The organism is Cupriavidus sp. PB-02 (assembly GCF_058252315.1).
Window position 1 is genome coordinate 1,171,922 of the sequence record NZ_CM177695.1, and the last position, 19,638, is coordinate 1,191,559.

General features: G+C 63.9%; 18 protein-coding genes and 1 pseudogene. 2 read left to right on the plus strand and 17 right to left on the minus strand.

Translation table 11 applies throughout. The features are described 5' to 3' along the window. Window positions 1-266: 266 nt before the first annotated feature. Complete coding sequence (locus AC10V3_RS26125) at window positions 267-1,211, plus strand: LysR family transcriptional regulator (protein WP_454752957.1); 945 nt, start codon at window positions 267-269, stop codon at window positions 1,209-1,211. Beyond that, on the plus strand, window positions 1,208-1,453 hold the full coding sequence (locus tag AC10V3_RS26130; RefSeq protein ID WP_454752958.1) for an EexN family lipoprotein: 246 nt from the start codon (window positions 1,208-1,210) through the stop codon (window positions 1,451-1,453). Before AC10V3_RS26125 ends, AC10V3_RS26130 begins: the two co-directional genes overlap by 4 nt. A 468-nt stretch (window positions 1,454-1,921) precedes the next feature. Here the strand turns inward: AC10V3_RS26130 and AC10V3_RS26135 are convergent, their stop codons facing one another. The 17 genes and pseudogenes from AC10V3_RS26135 to AC10V3_RS26215 form a co-directional block, all read right to left on the minus strand. Next, window positions 1,922-2,236 (minus strand): S8 family serine peptidase, encoded by a 315-nt coding sequence (locus tag AC10V3_RS26135; protein ID WP_490924220.1) that lies wholly within the window; start codon window positions 2,234-2,236, stop codon window positions 1,922-1,924. Between the two features lie 210 nt (window positions 2,237-2,446). Continuing rightward, on the minus strand, window positions 2,447-4,273 hold the full coding sequence (locus tag AC10V3_RS26140; RefSeq protein WP_490924221.1) for an ABC transporter ATP-binding protein: 1,827 nt from the start codon (window positions 4,271-4,273) through the stop codon (window positions 2,447-2,449). Window positions 4,274-4,283: 10 nt separating this feature from the next. After that, window positions 4,284-6,215, minus strand: a complete 1,932-nt coding sequence (locus AC10V3_RS26145) for an asparagine synthase-related protein (RefSeq protein ID WP_454752961.1) — start codon at window positions 6,213-6,215, stop codon at window positions 4,284-4,286. Beyond that, window positions 6,212-6,676 carry a lasso peptide biosynthesis B2 protein gene (locus AC10V3_RS26150; protein ID WP_022538260.1) on the minus strand — a complete coding sequence of 155 codons (465 nt, stop codon included), beginning with the start codon at window positions 6,674-6,676 and terminating at the stop codon, window positions 6,212-6,214. Before AC10V3_RS26150 ends, AC10V3_RS26145 begins: the two co-directional genes overlap by 4 nt. Next, on the minus strand, window positions 6,666-6,965 hold the full coding sequence (locus AC10V3_RS26155; protein WP_454752962.1) for a hypothetical protein: 300 nt from the start codon (window positions 6,963-6,965) through the stop codon (window positions 6,666-6,668). Before AC10V3_RS26155 ends, AC10V3_RS26150 begins: the two co-directional genes overlap by 11 nt. A gap of 74 nt (window positions 6,966-7,039) precedes the next feature. Next, entirely contained in the window at window positions 7,040-7,162 is a 123-nt protein-coding gene (locus tag AC10V3_RS26160; protein ID WP_490924222.1) for a lariocidin family lasso peptide, read from the minus strand. 1,558 nt (window positions 7,163-8,720) lie between these two features. Further along, window positions 8,721-9,093, minus strand: a pseudogene (locus tag AC10V3_RS26165) (transposase); the annotation flags it as partial. A gap of 210 nt (window positions 9,094-9,303) precedes the next feature. Then, a complete protein-coding gene (locus AC10V3_RS26170) occupies window positions 9,304-9,603 on the minus strand; it encodes a hypothetical protein (RefSeq protein ID WP_022538053.1) in 300 nt (99 codons plus the stop codon). Between the two features lie 12 nt (window positions 9,604-9,615). Further along, window positions 9,616-10,698, minus strand: a complete 1,083-nt coding sequence (locus AC10V3_RS26175; protein WP_374063741.1) for an IS630 family transposase — start codon at window positions 10,696-10,698, stop codon at window positions 9,616-9,618. Between the two features lie 406 nt (window positions 10,699-11,104). Further along, complete coding sequence (locus tag AC10V3_RS26180) at window positions 11,105-11,389, minus strand: CppA family protein (protein WP_022538264.1); 285 nt, start codon at window positions 11,387-11,389, stop codon at window positions 11,105-11,107. 105 nt (window positions 11,390-11,494) lie between these two features. Continuing rightward, complete coding sequence (locus AC10V3_RS26185) at window positions 11,495-13,597, minus strand: acetate--CoA ligase family protein (RefSeq protein ID WP_454752964.1); 2,103 nt, start codon at window positions 13,595-13,597, stop codon at window positions 11,495-11,497. Between the two features lie 31 nt (window positions 13,598-13,628). Continuing rightward, window positions 13,629-14,621, minus strand: a complete 993-nt coding sequence (locus AC10V3_RS26190) for a tripartite tricarboxylate transporter substrate binding protein (protein ID WP_454752965.1) — start codon at window positions 14,619-14,621, stop codon at window positions 13,629-13,631. 70 nt (window positions 14,622-14,691) lie between these two features. After that, window positions 14,692-15,045, minus strand: a complete 354-nt coding sequence (locus tag AC10V3_RS26195) for a Zn-ribbon domain-containing OB-fold protein (RefSeq protein WP_022538267.1) — start codon at window positions 15,043-15,045, stop codon at window positions 14,692-14,694. Next, window positions 15,042-16,187, minus strand: a complete 1,146-nt coding sequence (locus AC10V3_RS26200; RefSeq protein WP_490924223.1) for a thiolase family protein — start codon at window positions 16,185-16,187, stop codon at window positions 15,042-15,044. Before AC10V3_RS26200 ends, AC10V3_RS26195 begins: the two co-directional genes overlap by 4 nt. A gap of 1 nt (window position 16,188) precedes the next feature. Then, complete coding sequence (locus AC10V3_RS26205; RefSeq protein WP_022538269.1) at window positions 16,189-17,427, minus strand: ABC transporter substrate-binding protein; 1,239 nt, start codon at window positions 17,425-17,427, stop codon at window positions 16,189-16,191. Between the two features lie 28 nt (window positions 17,428-17,455). Further along, entirely contained in the window at window positions 17,456-18,511 is a 1,056-nt protein-coding gene (locus AC10V3_RS26210) for a cyclase family protein (RefSeq protein WP_454752967.1), read from the minus strand. Between the two features lie 3 nt (window positions 18,512-18,514). Then, window positions 18,515-19,327, minus strand: coding sequence for an IclR family transcriptional regulator (locus tag AC10V3_RS26215; RefSeq protein WP_454752968.1), 813 nt, complete (start codon window positions 19,325-19,327; stop codon window positions 18,515-18,517). Window positions 19,328-19,638 lie beyond the last annotated feature (311 nt).

Sequence of the window (19,638 nt, forward strand, 5' to 3'; positions counted from 1 at the left end):
GCGTCATATGGCGGATCGACCGAAGCTCAAGTCATTGGTGCGTCCTTGAGGCGCGATGAGTCAGGTCAAAGCGGAGGCCCGACCTCGGTTCCTCCTTCCTGAGGACTATATCGCGGTCGACTGTATATCTGGCGGCCGCCTTTGCTCGTTTATTAAGAGGTGCCCCATGCATGAAGATCAGTACTATCGGCCCCTGATGAATCGCTTCTATCCGAATGCCTCACCCGGCGGGAGAGCGCATGCGTAGCAGGTCAGTGAGAGCTAGGATGGAGCTGCGTCATTTGCAGTGCTTCCTGGCCGTTGCAGAAGAGCTTCATTTCACAAGGGCGGCCGAGAGATTGCATATCGAGCAGTCGCCACTATCTCGTGCCATCAGGGAGTTGGAAGAAGAGCTAGGGGTGCAGCTCTTCGTGCGCACCACCCGTAGTACGCGGCTAACTCGTGCTGGTCAGCTGTTCCTGAAACACGTGCCGAGCATCTTCGCCGCTGTGGAGCGCGCGCGCGACAGCGTGCAGGCAGTCGCTAATGGTTTTCACGACCAGTTGCGCATCGTCTTGTCCGACTGTTGCGCTCGATCACGTCTACCAGCATTGCTTGCGCTGTGGCGGGAGGAGGACCCAGAGGTTGAGGTTCGGCTTTTCGAAGCGCCGTTGTCGCAGCAGATCAGGGGACTGCATGATGGTCTTTACGACGTCGGATTCTCCCTAGCCAACGAAGTTGGCGATGGCATCATCGTGCATCCCCTTTGGAGCGAGCCTCTGGTGGTGGCGGTTCCGCCACGTCATCCGTTACTTGCCTATAGACTTATTCCACCGGAAGAACTGCTGCGCTATCCGTTGGTGCTTTTCGATCCGCAAGCGTGCGAGGGGCATGCTCGTCTGGTCGATCGTTTGCTGCGCCGACTGGATCAGGAGCCGCTGGTCGCGGACCGGGTTTCATCGCTCGACTTGATGATGACGTTGGTATCTGCCGGCCTTGCATTGGGCCTGACCGGCGCGTCACAAATTTTCGCGAGCAGAGAGTCGGGGGTGGTGGCGCGGCCGCTGGCGGGGCAGGTGCCCATGGTCACAACCTATCTGCTGCATCTGGATGCAGAGCCATCAGAGACCTTGGCTCGCTTCATCGAGCGGGCCAGCGCTATCGATTCTCAGGCATGTGTCGAACCCTTCTTCGATTCCCGATCTGACGTCGAGGAGGACGTCGAGCTATGAAGAGGACCACATCGGCATTGTTCGCTCTCATTTTAGTGGCCTGCGGTCGTGCTGGGCCGGACACGGTCGAATCCTTGGCCGCGAATCCTGAGCGACTCAGCGAACTGCGCCAGCAATGCAAGACGGATCGCGCAAGGCTTGGCGATGAGCTCTGTAATCGCGCCGCCGAGGCGACCAATCGGCGTTTTTTTGGCGACGGCAAGACGCCGTATACTCCCCCGAAGGGGTCTCCCAGATTCTGATCGTTGGCACCTCGCCACGATTCATCCGCTTTTTTGCTTTGTACGCTGCGGCACGCTTCCGCCTGCGGTATTGCATCGGTGTTCGCCCAGGCGCGAATTCTTGCTTTTTTCTCGACCTTTGTTCCGATAACGGTCTTTGACCGGTCCTTGGTGAGAACCCAACCTCATGCCTGAGGCACGACGTCGTGCCGATTTTGCGAGGTGTCTGTGCAAGAGAGGGCGGAGACAAGGATGGAAGGTCAAGGCGTGCTGCTTGGCCAGATTGCCGCTGTACTCGGCATCGTGATCGCCTGCGTGTGGACCGCGACACAATGGACGGCCGCCGCCCTGGGCTATCAAGTAAAATGCCGGAGGATGACTTCTCGCGACTTGTGTTGATGCAACGGTTGGCGTGCTGGCTGCAGGGGACGTGGGCGACGAAACGCCGCCACCACCCGTGCAGAATCCGCCCTGGGATTCCCATCCGTGCTACTCGGCAGGAACCGCGACGACATCGTAGGCAGCCTTCGCGCGGATGATCCCGGCACCCGAGTGCTGATCGAAGCCAACCAGGCCGAGCCTTTTGCGGTGGCTTTCAGGGCCTTTGGCCTCATCCTGCGTCAATGATGGCTTGGCCTTCTTCATCAACGCCACCACGCCCGCCGCGATCGGGGTTGCCGCCGAGGTACCGTCATCGCTTGTGGAGAAGCCGGTGAAATTCGTGATCGAGCAGAAGTCCGGCTTGTTGTCCGGGTCAAGCGCGGCCGGGCCCTGGCTACTGTAGCCAACGGACTGCTCGTTCATGCTGGTGGCACCTACGGTCATCGCGCGGATGACCGTTCGCGCCCCAACTCTAAATCAGGGCGGCTGGACGAGGATGGCGTCGAAGTCGTCAGGACTTCCTGCACAGCCAAATTCTTGATGCATGTCTCGCAGATTCGGCAGACAGGATCGCATCGAACGGATGGTACGGCCGCCTGAACACGCGTTTCCGAGACGAATTCAGTGGGGGCGTCATCGGTCCGATCTCTTCGACTTCCTCCCCGTTAGCACATCAAACCGGCGTATTGCAATGGGTCCCTCGGGCACGCTCTCCTGATAGAACATGGCTTGACTATGAAACATCCGCGCATACTTCCCGTTTCGCGCGATGAGTTCCTCGTGAGACCCCTCCTCAATGAGACGGCCGTTGTCAAGTACGACGATGCGATCAACGAAACGAGTCAACGCGAGGCGGTGGCTGACGATGACGGTCGTCCGTTGCTCAGCGAGCTCGAGAATGAGCCGCATGATATCCGCCTCGGATTCCGGATCGAGCGCTGAAGTGGGTTCGTCGAAAACGAGCAGGTCGGCCTCGCCGGCATGCGCCATTGCACGTGCGATTGCTAGCCTTTGCCACTGCCCTCCTGATAAGTCGAATCCGCCTGCCATCTCGGTGGTCAAAGGCGTACCCGGGTGGCGAATGAGGAACTCGAGGCCAACTGCCTTCAGGTACTCGTGGGCTTGCCGCATGTCGTGCTCGACGAGGTTCTCGCGCACGTCGAGTGGAAAGCGCGAAAAGTCCTGAAACACGCCGACCACACGCGGAGGATGCTGGGCCGCCGACCACGCCAGCTCGCCCGTCGTCGGCTCGTAGAGCCCGCTCAACAATTTGAGCAGGGTCGTCTTACCGGCACCGTTCTCGCCTACGATCGCAACGACCTCTCGATCGCGAATCTCCAGGTTGATATGATCAAGGGCCGAGCGCTCGGCATCGCGGTATCGCAGACCCACGTTGCGCAACGTCACGCACGGCGCGGCCACCGACGTTTCGCGCACTGGCGGCGTCGGGCGAGCAGGGGCGGCGGCCGGCTTTTGCTCCGCAGCGTGAAGGGCGATCAACTTGCGGAATGGGCGAATGGCATAGGAAACGCGTAACAGATCGCCGATGTTGTAAATGATCGCGGCCAACCCGTCCTTCAACTGAACGAGCGCTCCGAGCAGGAATGCGAGCTGAGCGATGCTGAACTTGCCGATCTGGAATCCGTCGATGACGACATAAAGCGGTAGACCGATGCAGACGCTCGCCGTCAGCGACGTCGCGGCGAGCTTGAGCGCGTTGCGCGTGCGGACTCGCTTGATGGTCTCGAGATAGTTGTCATACAGACCCTGCCACGTGTCCAGCAGGCGCTCCTGCATTCGATAGATGCGCAAGTCCTTGGCGAATTCGGGCTGCGTCAGAATCCGCTCAAGGATGCGCAGCTCGTTGAACGTCGCCGCATGATGCTCCTGGACATCCCAGCTTTCGCGCTCGGCCCGCGCGCGGAACAAGACGGTCGGCACCATACCGGCCAACATCAGGATGGGAATCCACCACGCCGTCTGCGCCGTCAGAAGCAGGATAGGAACGATCATCACGGTCCCGACGCACACTGCATACAGATGCAGGACAAGGTCGCCAATCTGGTCGCTCGCGTCAGTCGCGAGGATCGCCGTTTCGCGCAGATCGGCGTCTTCGTGTATGCTGAGATTCGGAAACGTCGCGACGATCGAATTCACCTCCCGCTTCAGCAGAATGCGGGCCGAATCTCGAAGCGTGTCCACGATGAAGCTCGATATCGCATTCAAGCCATCGTGAAAGCCGCCAAGTATGAAGTAGGCGATGACGAGCGTCATGACAGCGGCTACGGCTGCGTTGGACGTCAGTCGCTCGATGAACTGCGCGTTGATATAGAGCAGCACGCTCGGTATGACGCCGACGATGAGGTTCGACGCAATGGCGAGGCACAGTGTTCGTGGCGCCGCTCGCCACAGTAGTGACAGTGTATCGCCGAGATTGCGCAAGATCTCCCAAGCTTGCATTGGGACTCACTTAGCCCGCAAGGGAGCGGGCTGGACGGAATTTCAAATGCTTGACGACGGAAGGCCGCGCTCCGGAGAATTTGACGAGCCAAGCCTCAAGGTCGGTCACACCGCGAATGTAGTGATACTGAGTGCCAAGCTGGGTGTTGGGGTCTTCCGTCGCGACAATATAAGCCATCAGATGGCGGCGGAGGCGCACCTGATCGATGAGCCCCCAGTCATTCAGAATCATCGACCGATCGGCCAAGCGCAGCAGTGACCTCGCGCTATTGTGGAACATTCGCCGCGCCATCGGCGCATAGCTCGTCTTGCTCGTTTTCTCCGCCGCGAAAGCCGGCAGTGCATCGCGATAGGCGTTTCGCGCCAGCATTTTTGACGTCGCGTAGGGATTCGCGCGATTCAGGCGCCTGTAGTCGTGGTGAAGATGCGGTGGACACGCGAGTGCGAACGAGATCATCCGCGGGTCGAGAAACGGATGGGAGTGGGTGCAGTAGAGATTCAAAGTGTCGAAGTAGGTCGCCCGCGGATAGAGCATCGCCTTGATATAGTCTTGGCCCAAGTATCGCGTTTGCGAATGCCTTACGTGCCCGTTTCCGGAGTGCGCATGACGCTGCACCGCCTCGCGCAGGCGCTCTCCCAGGTAATCCGGCAGTTTCGCGTACCTTTCGGCCGATTCCTTCTCAAGCCACTCGTGCCTCCCAAGGTGGGGCGACAGCGAGGTCAGCACCTTACGAAAGTAAGCTCGCGAGAAGGCTCGAACGCCGAGGTTTTCTGTCACGTACTTGTGGAGCGCTTCGATCCCGTCATGTTCGCGAATCGAATCGAGAATCCAGGGATGCATCGATTCGCCAAGAATGGCATCTCCCCCTTCGCCCGTCATGACGAGCGAGACGTGGTGATCCTGGAACACACGTGCGCAGGCTTCCTTGGCGAGCGGATTGGCGGCTGCGTCGGGCCCATCGACATAGGCGCAGGCATCATCCAGCGTCGGCAGACGCAGGAAATCGTCGGCGTAGATGAACCGGTGAGGAACGCCGCAGTGCCGAACCAGCGCCTCGACGAGCTTGTCGTCCTGGCTCATCGCGAGATCGCCATCCCTGAAGCCCATGGTGGCGCAGAAGGGCGCGGGGCGTCTGCGTGTCGAGAGGCTCGCACCGAGGACAGTATTGGAGTCAACGCCGCCGCTCAACAAGATTCCGCTCGCGCCGGCCTCGATGCGGTCGAGCACACAGGCATCCAGGCGAGCACGAAACGCCTGCTCGAAGTCTTCACGGCGGGAGATCGTGCCGTCGAGCCGGAAAGCGGCTTCCTCGCGCGCCGGCGTCAGCCCGAACGCCCGTCCCGTTCTGTCGATGCTCAGTACGCTGTCCACCGGCATCTTCAGCACCCCTGAGAAGAATGTCGCTCCGCCAGCCAATTCGTTTTCCCCCACCATGACGGATTGCGTCAGGTGCTCCATGCACGAGTCGCGCCTGATTTCTAGCGGCACGAGGCGGCACAGCAAGAGCAGCCTCAGATCGTTGCTTGCCACCCATTGCCCACTCTTGCCGCGCCAGTAGTAAATCGGGTGCGTCGCATAGTGGTCGGTCATCAAGATCACGCGATCCGGCCGGACCGACGCATAGCTGAACTCTCCGAGCACGGCGCATTTCGACGGATCAAGCGGAAGCGCGTCTTTCCGGAATGCCGAATAGAGCGCACCGCTGCCCAGGTCGCGTAACCAACCGCTATAGGCAGTGTCGCCGCCCGACGTCTCGACCCATCGAAGGCACCGACATTCGGCTTCGCACAGGCGGACGTCCATCTCGATCAATGTCGCCCAGCTGCGAGTCATCCTCTTCGCGCTATCGACCTGGACATCGGCCAACGCATCGAGTAGGTCATCGATGTAGGCGTCGACGTCCGCAGTCGCGCCGTTCACTACTACCGTCCAGAGTTTCATATCGAGGCAACCCATCCCGTGACGGCCGTTTCAGGATTCATGCGCGCCAGTGCACGATAGTCGTTCAAATCCGTGCCCCCTGGATTGACGATCTCCGGCCTCGATCCCTCGCGACACAATTCGACCCACGCATGTCCGACGATCTTCTCATCCTGCCTTTTAACGCCGATCACCATGTCGCTCGGAATGCCATGCAAAAATGCCAGGGCTTGAACGACGATGCTGGCCGAATAGCACGACGCACCGCCAATTTCGAGCAGGTCGGGTCGGTAGATGAAATCGCAGACTTCCTGAAGATAAGACCGGTCGATATGGCCGACTGCGCCCGCGAACTCGCCCCTGACCGCACCGGGGAAAATCGATTTGAAAATGCCGAGATGGGCGTCGCTGATCGGCTGGCTGAGCAGCATGGCTCGCACGAGGCTATGGGCAAGAAAGACGTACGCGCCGTCATTTTTCATAAAGGGCACCCAGATCGATTAATGCGGCGACGCCGTCCAAGATCAATTGCCTATCGTCGTCCCCCAGTGACCGGCCACCCGCAATCTCATCGATGAGGTCGTCCGGGCGTAATCCTGCGCGAAATCTTCGAGAAATCGTCAAGATCTCGGCCGCTATCCCGGACACACCAAAATACCTTTTCTTTGTCTCGCTATAGAAGATCGTCTCGCCATCAAGCGAAACGAATTCGAGGGACTCGTTCGGATACAACCATATTGAGTCTTGTTTAGTCGAGTGCTTGTACGACATGAATGCCAACCGGGAGAGCGTTTGCGAGGTGCGCGCCCGACGACGCCTAAGCGCGCGCCGCATAAAGCGCTGCTTTACATGCCTTTCACGCCGCGACCAAAGATTCCATCACCGGGAGACGATTTCTTGGATGGAATGACGGCCAGAAACGAGCCATAGGCGACGATTTTGGCGGGTTGAATCGATACAGGATTCATTTTACTCTCCTAGTAAAAAAATATTTGCAAAACAACTACTTTTGAGGCTGGCACTTCAGATGTGGAAACTGAAGTGCATTCACAACATCGTGAAATGTCGTGAAATTTCTTCCATTTGTATTGACGGGTGCTGGTCGAGTGAGTTCGATATATATTTATTCATATCTACTTGAATGCTTTTAATATCAATCTGGCGTTTCATGTGATGAAGACTCACGGATCAAGCGTTCTAGGGTCTCTCGAGTTAAGGGGGTGTGGAACAACACGGCGTCGCAGGATAAGGCGCCCGATCACGCAGACCAGAGGCATGCGATCATCGATGGTCGCTTCGATTTGGAATTCCAAAGGTGGAGTGCAGTACATGTTGACGCGTCCGTGCGCGGTGCCCCTCACCTGTGCCTCCAACCCAACCCAGATATCCTCATGCACCTCGCGTGACGGAATGGAATGGTCCGGCACCTTGCCGGCAGTGTGTGTGCGGCCGCCAGATGGCCGCGTAGCCAACTTCCGCCGCCCAATGGGTGACGGCAGAGTAAGTGGAACGACGGTGGGCGTCCGTCACACCAGAGGCCGAAGCTGTCTGGGGCGACACGAAGCAGACTGCCAAAGATGCAGCCGCCACGATCCTGCTGCGTGACATGCCTGATTTCATACTCTGCTGTCTATTTGGAGGAGGGAAGCGTAAGTCCTGCAAGCCGGGGTCATCGCTCTGTTTGGGTACCCTCGGCCTTGAGTCCTATGATTTGGACGGAATGATCCCCGCGAGCGTTCCATGGATATTCATTCCTGTTATGTCTTAATAGTTCGAATTTCGGTCTGGATTTTTTACGTGATAAAGATTTGCGAATCAAGTCGTCTTGAATAACCCAAGAAAGGTGGTATGCGCAGCAGGAGCTAGCGCAAGGCTGGTACCTCAATACGCTTAGCGCAGATCGGCAGCGGCTTGATAGACCGGGCGGCGCAGGCACCAAACAACTGCTGCCCAGTTGCCGTCGCCGCAGTCTGATTTAGCGCGGGTGACACGCGAAATCCTTACGTCTTCGATTTTTTGAGCCTATGTGGCGACGCGACCGAGCGGGACTTGGGGGCAACGCTGGCCCAACACATAACTCGTTTTCCCAATCGGCATAGCCCAGTAGCAGCAGGTGGTTGCGGTACTCCAGGTCGAGCTGCAGGAGAACATGGCGAGCGTCAAAACGCTGACGCAAGAACTAGGGCTGGACGTCCGGCTAGGGGCGGGCGGTTCAGAATGAGACTGGCCCAGCCTTGCTTGAGGCTGGGAAAAACGGTCACTGCAGTCGAAGCGCTGGTGAGGCCTGCGTAAGTAAACCCACGGTCGGTGGCGAGCGGACAGGGCGCTGGACTTTCTGTATTCTATTAGTTGATTGACAATGGCGTCGCCAGAGTTGTCACCCCGCAAATCGCTCCATCTCCCGCGCCAGCAAATGCCCTGCGCGGTTGACGGTAAAAGCGACGGTAAGGCCTGAAGTCGATCTCAGGCAATCCCTTTAACCACGTGGATTTGGGCGACCTGTTGATGATTGAGTGGGAAATCGGGGCCAAGGTCAACATACTCAACGTCATCGCAAAGCATGTGGTGAGCGGCGGTGAGCATGGAGGCGGCCACTGCGAGAATGGCCTTCTTGGCGCGCGGCGGTCCTTGATGCGCAGGATCTGGGCGCGCAGATTGCTGGTTTGACCCGTACCGCAGCCCAGGCAGCCGTCATCAAAGCGATCTTGAGCCAGGTGCCGCTCTTGCGCACCTGCGTGCTGCGCCGCTTGCCGGCGCTCTCGTCGTTGCGCGGGCACAGGCCATCCCAGGACACCAGGTGGCCGGCATCGGAAAAGCGCGTCATGTCGAGGCCGATCTCCGCCAACAGGGCCTGAGCGGTCAAGTCACTAACACCGAGGATCGTGGTCAGCAGGCGGGCGCCCTATTGGATGGGCACCGATCGGAAAGGTCGGGCTGGAGCGGTACGCCATGGGCAATACTGCGGAAACGAAATGGCTGTCGTTCTCTGTGGCGAAGTCGATTTCCTCTGTCCTGCTTATCCCAGTTTCACCATTCGGGCGTAACACGATGCGCGGGGGGGCTACAACCTTCTTCTACTGACTCCTAGTACAACATCCTGTAAATAGCTTTAATAATTATCGGGCTGAAAATACGGCTGCAGGAGCGTGACAACCAACTCGGCCATCTCGTCGAGCGAGCCTGCGCCTGGCAACGGTTCCCAACGCCCACTATGGCTGCGAAAGGCGGCACCATAGCGATTGCGGCCGAGCTCGGTCAGCCGAGCCACCACGGTCGGCTCCTCGTCGTCCAGACGTTTGATCAGCAGGTGACGCCCGTAGGCTTGTGTGATGATCTGCTCGTGGCCGAGCAGGCTGCGCAGTTGCTGCTGCAATTTGGCAGCGTAATGTTTGGTGGGTAAGGCTGGCATTTGGATCCTCGATTACGATGCGCCGGTTTGCAACGGATAGCCCCGGAAACTCCATTTGAACGGGTGGGCCACCTGATTGTGCGCGCGGACGAACTGCTCGGTGCGTTCGCGCAGGTGCGCGATGCTGGTGTGGCTCGCGTGGCGCAACACCCGGCGCGTGTAGCGGGCAAACCAGAGTTCGATCTGATTGACCCAACTCGCGTGCAATGGCGTGAAGTGGAAGTGAAACCGCCCATCGTGCCGCGCGTTGAACGTCTGCCAGACGGCCCGGGCGCAATGTGTGTTGAGGTTGTCCCAGACGACGTGCACCTGTTTGCCCGGGTACGCGCTTGCCACGCGCTCCATGAAGGCTACCAGATCCTCCTGGGTGCGCCGGTCGCGGCATTCTGCCAGCACCTGTCCGGTATGCACGTCCAGCGCAGCAATCAACGCCTGGGTGCCGTGACGAATATATTCAAACTCACGCCGACGCAGCCGCCCCGGCGCGGGTGCGCGTCCTGGGTGCTTACGCTCGATGGCCTGAATGCCGGTCTTCTCGTCGATACTGAGCACCACCGCATTTCGCGGCGCCTTGCGGTACAGTTTGCAAATCCCGTTGACCTTCTCGCGAAAGGCCGGGTCTGGGCTATGTAGCCATTGCTGGACCCGGTGCGGACGCACGTCGCCGGCTTGCAAAATGCGCTGCACCTGGCTGCGGCTGATCTGCTCGACAACGCCACGCTCCACGGCGCGCTCCACAATCTCGTCGAGCGTGGGCGTGATCCGTCCCTCAGGTTCCTGCGTTTCACACGCCAGCGCGATCAACTGCAGTCGCGCCTCGTGCGTGATGCGCGGCGGACGGCCGCTGCGCTCGCCCTCGCGAATGCCTTGGGCACCTTGCTGGGCAATGCGCTTGCGCCACAGGCAGACCGTTTGCACCGATACACCCAGTTCCCGCGCAATGGCTGTATTGGCGTGGCCCTCGTGGGCCCACAACGCGATTCGCGCGCGCATCACATCTCGCTGCGGCGCCGTCTTGCGCTCGATTAGCGATAGTAGTTCCTGTCTTTCTTTCTTCGCCAACTTCACTGGCGTTGCATGGCGGCCTCGACTCATCCCGCCATGATATCCGAGGCAATTAATTATTCAAGCTATTTACGGGATGTTGTACTAGTTGGCCCCTGACCGCAAGGTCAAGCCATGAAGCCACGCCTTGGATGCTCGCAAACCGTTGTTGCTATTGACCTTCTGCCCGGGTGTCGTGAGAGGAATGACTTGACAAAACAGATAGTCAGTCGCACGCCAGCGCAGAGAGTGGTCCCGGGGCGGCAGGTGCATTCCCGGCGCGAGCCGGGGCCAGCTGTGCGGCGGCTTCGTCGAACTGTTGCCGGCGTGCCGGCATCGACCGGCCTTGGCGAGGGATCAATAGGAAAAGCCCCACTGCGGTGTGACGGCAACGGAGCTTCATGATACGGAGGCCACGCGGGCCAGAGGACTTGCCTGTCCGATAGCCGGCAACCGCTTACCCGCCCGATGCGCCTTCGGCGGGCCGCTGGCCAAGGATCTCGCGGATGCGGGCGAGGTAGGTGTCGCCCACGGTGCGGTGCATGCGCGCCGCCTCGGCGGCGAACTGCTTGCGGCTGGGCGGGCGGATGCCCAGGCTGCGGCAGATCGTGGACAGGTACGGCTTGCGCTGGCCGCCCAGCCGCAGCGCCGCGGTCTGCAGGGCGGCATCGCCGATGCGCCCGCGCAGCCAGGCCAGCACTTGGCGGTCATAGTCGTTCTGCACACGGATGAGGTGTTCCATCGCCGGGCTCCCACTGTTTATCCATACAGGTACTGTAAATATATACAGTATCTTTGGGGAGGCAAGAAAAGTCCGGCTTAGGTAGCGGAAGATGCCCGTAGGTCGCTAGTTGCGTGCTGTGTTCGCCACCTCAATCAGCGCATCCACCACCACGACGCCCTCGGGCCCGGCCATCACCGGGTTCAGGTCGATCGCGCGGATCGCGCCGCCAGCTTCGTGGATCAGGTTGCCAACCTGTACCGCCAGCCGGCACAGCGCCCCGATATCCACCGCGGGCTCGTTGCGCACGCCGCGCAGCAGCGGGGCAATGCGCAGGCCTGACAGTGCGCGTTCCACGTCGGCTGGCCGGCAAGGAGCCAGCAGCACGGCGGTATCGCGCAGCACCTCCACATACTTGCCGCCGTCGCCGATCACCAGCACCGCGCCGAACACCGGGTCCCAGTGTGCGCCAATCATGCATTCGCGCTGGCCGCGCGACATGCGCGCGACCACGATGCCTTCGCAACTGGCGCCCATGGCCTGCAGCGTGCGCGTCTGCGCGGCGAAGGCGCTGGCGACGGCCTCGGGGTCGTTACAGTGCAGGGCGACCAGACCGTGCTCGCTCTTGTGCGGCACTTGCGGCGAACTGGCCTTGACCGCCACCGGCGCGCCAATGCGGCGCCAGGCGGTGACCGCGGCATCGACGTCCTGGCAGAGATAGTGTTCGACTACCGGCATGCCGGCCGCCACCAGGCGCGCCAGGCTGGAGGCTTCGCTGAGCGTAGCGCCCGGCAATGCGCTGGCCTGCAGGGCAGACGCCGGAGGCACGGGTGGCTCGCCCTCGGCCGCGATCTGCGTTAGCCGCTGCTGGTGCGACAACAGTTGCGCAAACGCGGCCAGCGCTTCGGCTGCGCTGGCGTAAGTCGGCACGCCGGCCTCGCGGAAGGCGTCGGCCACCGGCGGCTGCCAGACCGCCACGGCGATGGGCTTGCCGGCGCTATCTGCAAAGGCCGCGGCATCGCGGGCGAAGCGCGGCACGTCGTAGCCCATGCCCGAAACCGGGATATCCAGCAGGAACAGGTCGGCGCTTGGGTCCTGCGCCACCACCGGCAGCACCTCGCCGAACAGCGCGCTGTTGGTCAGCAGCGCGGCGGTGACGTCGACTGGGTTGGCGGTGGCGGCAAAGCCCGGCAGGCGCTCGGCCAGCGCGGCCTGGGTGGCGTCGGACAGCGGGGCCAGCGACAGGCCGAAGGTCTGCGCCGCATCGGCCGCCATCACGCAGCTCGCGCCGGAATTGCTGACCACCACCAGCCGGCGTCCGCTCGCCTGCCAGTCGCGCAGGTAGAGCGGCGCGCAGCGCGCCAGCGCGTGTGCGTCATCGACGCGCCAGATGCCGTGGCGCGACAGGAAGGCATTGACCGCGCGGTCCTCGTTGGCAATCGCGCCGGTGTGCGAGGCCGCGGCGCGCTGGCCGTCCTGCGAACGCCCGGCCTTGACCGCCACCACCGGCACATTGCGCGCGCGCGCCACGCGCGCCGCCTCGGCAAGCACCTCGGGATCGGACAGGCTTTCCAGGTACAGCAGGATCAGCCGCACATCCGGATCGTGCGCGACCGCCAGCGCCAGTTCGCTGACGGTGATATCGGCCTGGTTGCCGGTGGCATGCATATGGCGCACGCCAAGGCCCTGCGCGCGCAGCAGCCCGTAGACCATCGCCGCCACGCCGCCGCTCTGGCTGACCACCGCGATCGGCCCGTCCTGCGGCGGCACCTCGATAAACATGGTGGAGAAGCTGGCGATCGCGCCGCTGCCGAAGTTGGCCAGCCCCTGGCTGTTGGGGCCGACCAGCCGCAGGCCGCTGGCGCGCGCGGCGCGCACCATCTCGTCCTGCTGGCGCCGGCCTTCCGCGCCGGCCTCGCCGAAGCCCGAGGCGATCACGATGGCCGCCGCCACGCCCAGCCGCGCGCAGTCGTGCACGGCCTGCACCGCGGCATCGCCGGCGACGATGATGATGGCCAGCTCGGGCACTTGGGGCAGCGCGTCCAGCGTGGGATAGGCGCGCAGGCCCTGGATGGTGTCGCGCTGCGGATTGACCGGGTAGAGCGTGCCGGCGTAGCCGTGCGTCTTCATGTAGTGGGTGGGCCGGCCGCCGATCTTGTGGATGTTGTCGGAGGCGCCGATCACGGCGATGGAGTGGGGAGCGAGCAGGGGCTGGAGCGTGGCAGTCATGACGAGGCAGGTTGCGGTTGAGCGGGAGGGATCAGTCGATGGTTGCGCCGGAGGCCTTGACGACCTTGGCCCACTTGTCGATCTCCTGGCCGAGCAACTGCGCAGTCGCGGGCGGCGCCGTCCATTCGGCGGCAAAACCCTGCGTGGCAAAGCGCGCGCGCACGTCGGCATCGTCCAGTACGGCCTTGAGCGCGGTGCCGAGCGTGTTGAGGACCGCCGGCGGCGTGCCGGCCGGCGCCAGCAGCGCGTTCCAGGCGCTGGCCTCGTAGCCGGGCAGCCCGGCCTGCGCGACCGTGGGCGTGTCCGGCGCGGCAGGCGAGCGCGCGGCGCCGGTGACCGCCAGTGCCTTGAGCTTGCCGTCGCGCACGAAGGGCATGGCCGACAGCATGGTGTCGAACATCACCGTGGCCTGGCCGCCCATCACGTCCGTCAGCGCGGGCGCGCTGCCCTTGTACGGCACGTGCGTCATGCGGGTGCCGGCCATGCTGTTGAACAGCTCGGCCGCGAGATGGGTGGACTGGCCGTTGCCGGAACTGGCGAAGGTCACCTGGCCAGGCTTGGCTTTGGCCAGCGCGATCAGCTCGGCGACGTTGCCGGCCGGCGTGGCGGGCGCGGTCACCAACACCAGCGGGCCGCGCGTCAGCAGGCTGACCGGCGCGAAGTCCTTGCGCGTGTCGTAGCCCGGCTTGCTGAACAGCGTTATGTTGATGGCATGGGCGGTGGTCGCCACCAGCAGCGTGTAGCCGTCGGGCGCGGCCCTGGCGACGGCCTCGGCGCCGATATTGCCGCCGGCGCCGGGGCGGTTCTCCACCACCAGCGGCTGGCCGAGCTTGTCGGACAGCTTCTGCCCGACCACGCGGGCGACGATGTCGGTCGGGCCGCCGGGCGGGTAGGGCACCACCAGGCGGATGGGTTTGCTGGGCCACGCCTGTGCATGTGCCGCGGGGGCAGGAACGGACAGGGCGGACAGGGCCAGCCAGGAAAGCAGGGCGAGCGCGTGCCGCCGGGATGGATTCGGTGCCAAGGGATGTCTCCGGTTGTGGATGCCGGCAGAAGTGGCTGAGGGCGCCCGCCGGCCGGGCACCGCGGCCGCGCTATTCGCGCAGAAAGCGCAGCAGCGTGCCTTCGCCGAAGCGCAGGAAGCCGGCGCGCACGCGGTCGCCGATCGCCACGCCGGGTTCTGCGTGGCCCATTACCCGCGGGCCTTCGTCCAGCGTGGCCAGGACCAGCGTGTAGGGCGCCAGCGCGCGGAAGGCCTCGGTCGGTGCGCGGCTGATCTCGGTCACCGCGTGGACCGTGGCGAAGCCGCTGGCATCGTGCCAGCGCAGTTGCAGGCTGCCGCAGGCACGGCAGGCGTGGCGCTCGGGCGGCTGCCACGCGCCGCAGTCGTCGCAGCGCTGGTAGCGCACCACGCCGGCATTGAGGCCATCGGTGTAGGGATGGGTCATCGCGCGCCCTCCAGGACCAGGCTCACATGGGACGACAGCACGCCGCCGTCGGCATGGAACAGCGCGCGGTGGCGCGGCGCCAGTTGTCGTTCGCCGGTACGGCCGGCCAGCTGCCGCGCGGCTTCCGCGAGATGCATCAGGCCGCCCGCGACGCCGGAATGCCCGAAGGCCAGCAGCCCGCCGTGCGTGTTGAGCGGCAATGCGCCGCCGCGGCTGAAGTCGCCGGCGCGCAGGCGCGCGTGCGCCTCGCCGCGCGCAGCCAGCCCGAGTTCTTCCAGCAGCATGACCAGGGTGATGGTGAAGGAGTCGTAGACCGCCAGGTAGTCGATGCCGCCGGCGTCGCCACCGGCTTCAGCAAAGGCCCGCCGTGCAGCATCGGCAGCGCCGGTCTGCATCACGTCGTCGATCGCGCTCCGATGCTGGTGCCGGTGCGCCTGCCCGGCGCCGGCGATGCGCACCGGCGTGCCCGCGCCGGGCTCGGCCGACACCACCACCGCCACCGCGCCGTCGGAGATCGGGCAGCAGTCAGACAGCCGCAGCGGCGTGGCGATCGGGCGCGACGCGCGCGCGTCGGCGGCGGACAGCGGCTCGCGCAGGTGCGCATCGGGATGCGTGCCGGCATGCTCGCGCATCAGCACGGCAAAGTCCGACAGCGCATCGGCATGCATGCCGGTCTCGTGCAGATAGCGCGAGGCCAGCAGCGCGTAGTAGGCCGGCACCGAGGCGCCGTTGGGCACCTCTGCATGCGGCTCGCCGACCTGCGCCAGCGTCTGGATCGACTGGTCGCGGCTCTGGCCGCTGAGGCGATTCTCGCCGGCAGCCACCAGCACGTGGCGGCAGCGGCCGGCACGCACCAGCTCGTGCGCCAGCATCGCCATCACGCCGCCGGTAGCACCGCCTGCGGCCACGCCGTGTGCGTAGGCCGGCGTGAGCGAGGCGTATTCGCAGAAGCGGTCGGCCAGCATCAGGTGCGGCAGCGTGGTGGCATAGCCGCACAGCACGCCGTCGATATCGCTGCGGGCCAGGCCTGCATTGGCCAGCGCCGCATCGGCAGCCTGCGCCATCAGCGTCAGCGGCGTGCTGCCCTCGAGGCGGCCGAAGCGTGTGTTGCCGGTGCCGCGTACGTAGGTCCGGATTGCCATGTCAGTGCTTGAGCAGCGCGCACTGCGACTTCGATGCCGGCATGAAGGCCTGGTCGCCCGGCACGGTGGCCAGCACCTTGTAGTAGTCCCACGGGTATTTGGATTCCGCCGGCGACTTGACCTCGAACAGGTACATGTCGTGGATCATGCGGCCGTCCTCGCGAATGCGGCCGTTCTTCGCAAAGAAGTCGTTGATCGGCGTCGACTTCATCTTCTTCATCACCGCCGCGGTCTCGTCGGTGCCGGCTGCCTGCACGGACTTCAGGTAGTGCATCACCGACGAGTAAGCGCCAGCCTGGCTCATGTTGGGCATCTTCTTCAGCTTGTCGAAGTAGCGGCGCGACCAGGCGCGGGTGGCGTCGTTCATGTCCCAGTAGAAGGCTTCGGTCAGCACCAGCCCGGCCGCAGTCTTCAGGCCGATCGCGTGGATATCGTTGATGTAGAGCAGCAGGCCGGCCATGCGCTGGGTGTTGTTGCGCGTGAGGCCGAACTCGGAGGCGGCCTTGATCGCGTTGACGGTGTCGCCGCCGGCGTTGGCCAGGCCGACCACCTGCGCCTTGCTCGCCTGCGCCTGCAGCAGGTACGAGGCAAAGTCGCTGGCGCCGATGGGATGGCGCGCGGCACCCAGCACCTTGCCGCCGTTTTCGTTGATCACGGCGGTGGCGGAGTCCTGCAGCGTATGGCCGAAGGCGTAATCCGCCGTCAGGAAGAACCACGACTTGCCGCCACGCTGGACCATGGTGCGCGCGGTGGTGTTGGCGAGCGCATAGGTGTCATAGGCGTAGTGCACCGACACCGGCGTGCACAGGTCGTTGGTGATGCGCTCGGTGCCCGGCCCGGAGAACACCACGATGTGGTTCTTCTGCTTTGCGACTTCGAGCACCGCCAGCGCCGGCGCCGAGGCGGCGACATCGAGGATGGCATCGACATTGGCGGTGTCGAACCATTCGCGCGCCTTGTTGGCGGCGATATCAGCCTTGTTCTGGTGGTCGACCACCACCAGCTCGATCTTCTTGCCCAGCACCTTGCCGCCAAAGTCGTCGATCGCCATCTGCGCGGCGGTGGCGCTGCCGCGGCCGGTGACGTCGGCATACAGGCCGCTCATGTCGAGCAGCATGCCGATCTTGACCACATCGTCCGAGATCGCGGCCTTTGGCTGCTGCGCGTGCGCGCTGCCGCAGGCGAGCGCGGCGGCGATGGCAAGGGCACTGGCCGCCCTGCGGCAAATCGAATAGTCCATGTAGTCTCCCCTGGCTTGTTGTCGTTGGCTATACCGTGGCAATCGGCGTCACTGGCGAACCCACCGCGCCGGGCAGGCGCAGCGGCGGGGCGGTGAGCTGAAAACGCGTGCGCCCGTTGGCACGCAGCCACTCGGCCAGCTCGCGCAGGTACCACAGCTCGCCCAGCGGCAGGCCCAGCTTGAACAGGCAGTGGTGGTGCAGCGGCAGTAGCGGGTGGCTCTTGTCGCCATCGGGCGCGGGGCGGGCCGGGTAGCGCTCGACCGCGTAGTTGTCGGCGATCAGCGCGGCGATGCCGGCATCGGTGATCCAGTTCAGCAGCTTGTCGTCGCGGCCGTCGAGCACACTGCAGCTGTGGTGCAGCAGGGCCTCGTCGGGCTGGCGCTGCATCGACAGCACCACCTCGGCAAAGCCGGTGCGCAGCAGCAGCATGTCGCCTGGCTCGACCGCCACCTTGTCCGCGTCCATCGCGCGCATCAGGTCGTCATAGCCGACGTTGCGGAAGTCCGTGCCGAAGGTGTGCGCCAGATCGACCAGCACGCCGCGGCCCTGCATGCCCTTGAGCGCGAAGTTCTCGATGCCCAGCGCCTGGGCGGCGCTGTGGTCGTGGCCGCAGGGATGGGCGGCGAAGTGGTCGTCCTCGGCATAGTCCACCGGGCCGACGATATGCTCGTTGGCGCGGTAGCCGTTGTAGTAGACGCGCTCGGGCCGGCCGTCGCCGTCCGCATCGAACAGCGCGCCCACGTGCGCCAGCGAATCCCATTGCGTGCTGTACTGCAGGCACAGCAGCACCTGGTCGTCGCTGATGACGTCGGTGGCGGCGGGATCGACCTTGGCCAGCGGGAAGTTGACGTAGGGGATGTCGTCGCGGAAGGTCGGGCGCAGCACCGGCGGGTGGCGGCGCGGGTTGAGCTTGTTGCCGCCGGGGTAGTCCAGCGGCAGCGACAGGCAGAAGCTGATGCCGGCCTGCACCTCGCGCGCACCCTTGACCACCTGCTCGGGGCCGATCAGGTTGACGCGGCCAAGCTGGTCGTCAGGGCCGAAGTCACCCCAGTTGGAACCTTGCGGACGTTGCTTCCAGCGCATCGGTCATGCCTCCTCTCGCGTGCGTGGCCGGGTGGCCGGCCGGTCTGTGGTGGGGATGGCGCCCCCGTGGGAGCGCCAGTTGGCGCAGACGGCGTCTGCCTCGCGCCGCAGCGCGCGCGCCATGGCGGCCTCGCGGCCGGTAATGCGTTCATTGAGGGCGGCGATGCTGAGCGCGCCCAGCGGGTAGCCGTCCGGGCCCGGCAGCGCAATGGCGATGCCGCCCATGCGCTCGACCACCACGTCCAGCAGCACCGCGTAGCCGCGCTCGCGCGTGGCCTGCACATGGCCGAGCAGCATCTCGCGGCTGAAGCGGGGGTAGCGGCGCATGGCAGGGGCGATGCCGTCGAGCATGGCATCGACCTCCACATCGGGCAGGGCGGCCAGCAGCGCCAGGCTGCCGGCGCCGATGCCGAGCGGCCGGCGGCTGCCGATCTCCAGGTAATTGGCGCGGATCGGGAAGGTGCCCAGCCGCAGTTCGATGCAGACGGATTCGCAGCCGCTCGGCACGGACAGGATCGCGCTGTCCTCGAAGGCATTGGCCAGCCGGATCAACGCCGGGCGCACCAGCGGGCGCAGGTCGGTGCGCTGCAGCGTGGCGGCATGCAGGGCCAGCCATTCGGGGCCCGGCGTGAAGGCCTTGGTGGCGGGGTCGCGCTGCACCAGGCCTTCCGCCGTCAGCGTCTCCAGCAGGCGCAGCGCCGAAGCCTTGTCGACGCCGGCGGCCAGCGCCAGGTCGGTCAGGCGGCTGTTGCGCACGTCGGTCAGCGCGCGCAACAGGCGGCAGGCCTTCTGCAGCGAGGTGCTCGGGGTGGTCACGCGGGTTGTCTCCTGTCCGGTTTTCGTTGCGTGAAACCGGTATGTGCCGTTATAGCCAATGAAATAAGGGTTTGCATTCTGCAATGCCATAAAGTTTTGCGGGATGAAACCCCAGGTCGGGCATCCACGGAGCCGGGAGTAGGTGTCTTGTGTGTTGTCGTACAACATATTTCGCCAGGAAGCCGGGCCGGCGCCCACGCCTCGCGCAAGCGCCGGGTAAGCCATTGAACGGCCAGGATTGAGCCTCTTATTTGCCCCGTGTAAGGGAAATCCCCCAGCCAGCCAGCGCCTACACTCGTTAGAATGTCATC

What these genes read in the sequence shown, in the direction of transcription:
- AC10V3_RS26205 (WP_022538269.1), bottom strand. Translation starts at nt 17,427, where the DNA reads ATGGACTATTCGATTTGCCGCAGGGCGGCCAGTGCCCTTGCCATCGCC.
- AC10V3_RS26125 (WP_454752957.1), top strand. Translation starts at nt 267, where the DNA reads ATGGAGCTGCGTCATTTGCAGTGCTTCCTGGCCGTTGCAGAAGAGCTT.
- AC10V3_RS26210 (WP_454752967.1), bottom strand. Translation starts at nt 18,511, where the DNA reads ATGCGCTGGAAGCAACGTCCGCAAGGTTCCAACTGGGGTGACTTCGGC.
- AC10V3_RS26135 (WP_490924220.1), bottom strand. Translation starts at nt 2,236, where the DNA reads ATGAACGAGCAGTCCGTTGGCTACAGTAGCCAGGGCCCGGCCGCGCTT.
- AC10V3_RS26180 (WP_022538264.1), bottom strand. Translation starts at nt 11,389, where the DNA reads ATGGAACACCTCATCCGTGTGCAGAACGACTATGACCGCCAAGTGCTG.
- AC10V3_RS26175 (WP_374063741.1), bottom strand. Translation starts at nt 10,698, where the DNA reads ATGAGTCGAGGCCGCCATGCAACGCCAGTGAAGTTGGCGAAGAAAGAA.
- AC10V3_RS26195 (WP_022538267.1), bottom strand. Translation starts at nt 15,045, where the DNA reads ATGACCCATCCCTACACCGATGGCCTCAATGCCGGCGTGGTGCGCTAC.
- AC10V3_RS26140 (WP_490924221.1), bottom strand. Translation starts at nt 4,273, where the DNA reads ATGCAAGCTTGGGAGATCTTGCGCAATCTCGGCGATACACTGTCACTA.
- AC10V3_RS26145 (WP_454752961.1), bottom strand. Translation starts at nt 6,215, where the DNA reads ATGAAACTCTGGACGGTAGTAGTGAACGGCGCGACTGCGGACGTCGAC.
- AC10V3_RS26160 (WP_490924222.1), bottom strand. Translation starts at nt 7,162, where the DNA reads ATGAATCCTGTATCGATTCAACCCGCCAAAATCGTCGCCTATGGCTCG.
- AC10V3_RS26150 (WP_022538260.1), bottom strand. Translation starts at nt 6,676, where the DNA reads ATGAAAAATGACGGCGCGTACGTCTTTCTTGCCCATAGCCTCGTGCGA.
- AC10V3_RS26185 (WP_454752964.1), bottom strand. Translation starts at nt 13,597, where the DNA reads ATGACTGCCACGCTCCAGCCCCTGCTCGCTCCCCACTCCATCGCCGTG.
- AC10V3_RS26170 (WP_022538053.1), bottom strand. Translation starts at nt 9,603, where the DNA reads ATGCCAGCCTTACCCACCAAACATTACGCTGCCAAATTGCAGCAGCAA.
- AC10V3_RS26130 (WP_454752958.1), top strand. Translation starts at nt 1,208, where the DNA reads ATGAAGAGGACCACATCGGCATTGTTCGCTCTCATTTTAGTGGCCTGC.
- AC10V3_RS26155 (WP_454752962.1), bottom strand. Translation starts at nt 6,965, where the DNA reads ATGTCGTACAAGCACTCGACTAAACAAGACTCAATATGGTTGTATCCG.
- AC10V3_RS26200 (WP_490924223.1), bottom strand. Translation starts at nt 16,187, where the DNA reads ATGGCAATCCGGACCTACGTACGCGGCACCGGCAACACACGCTTCGGC.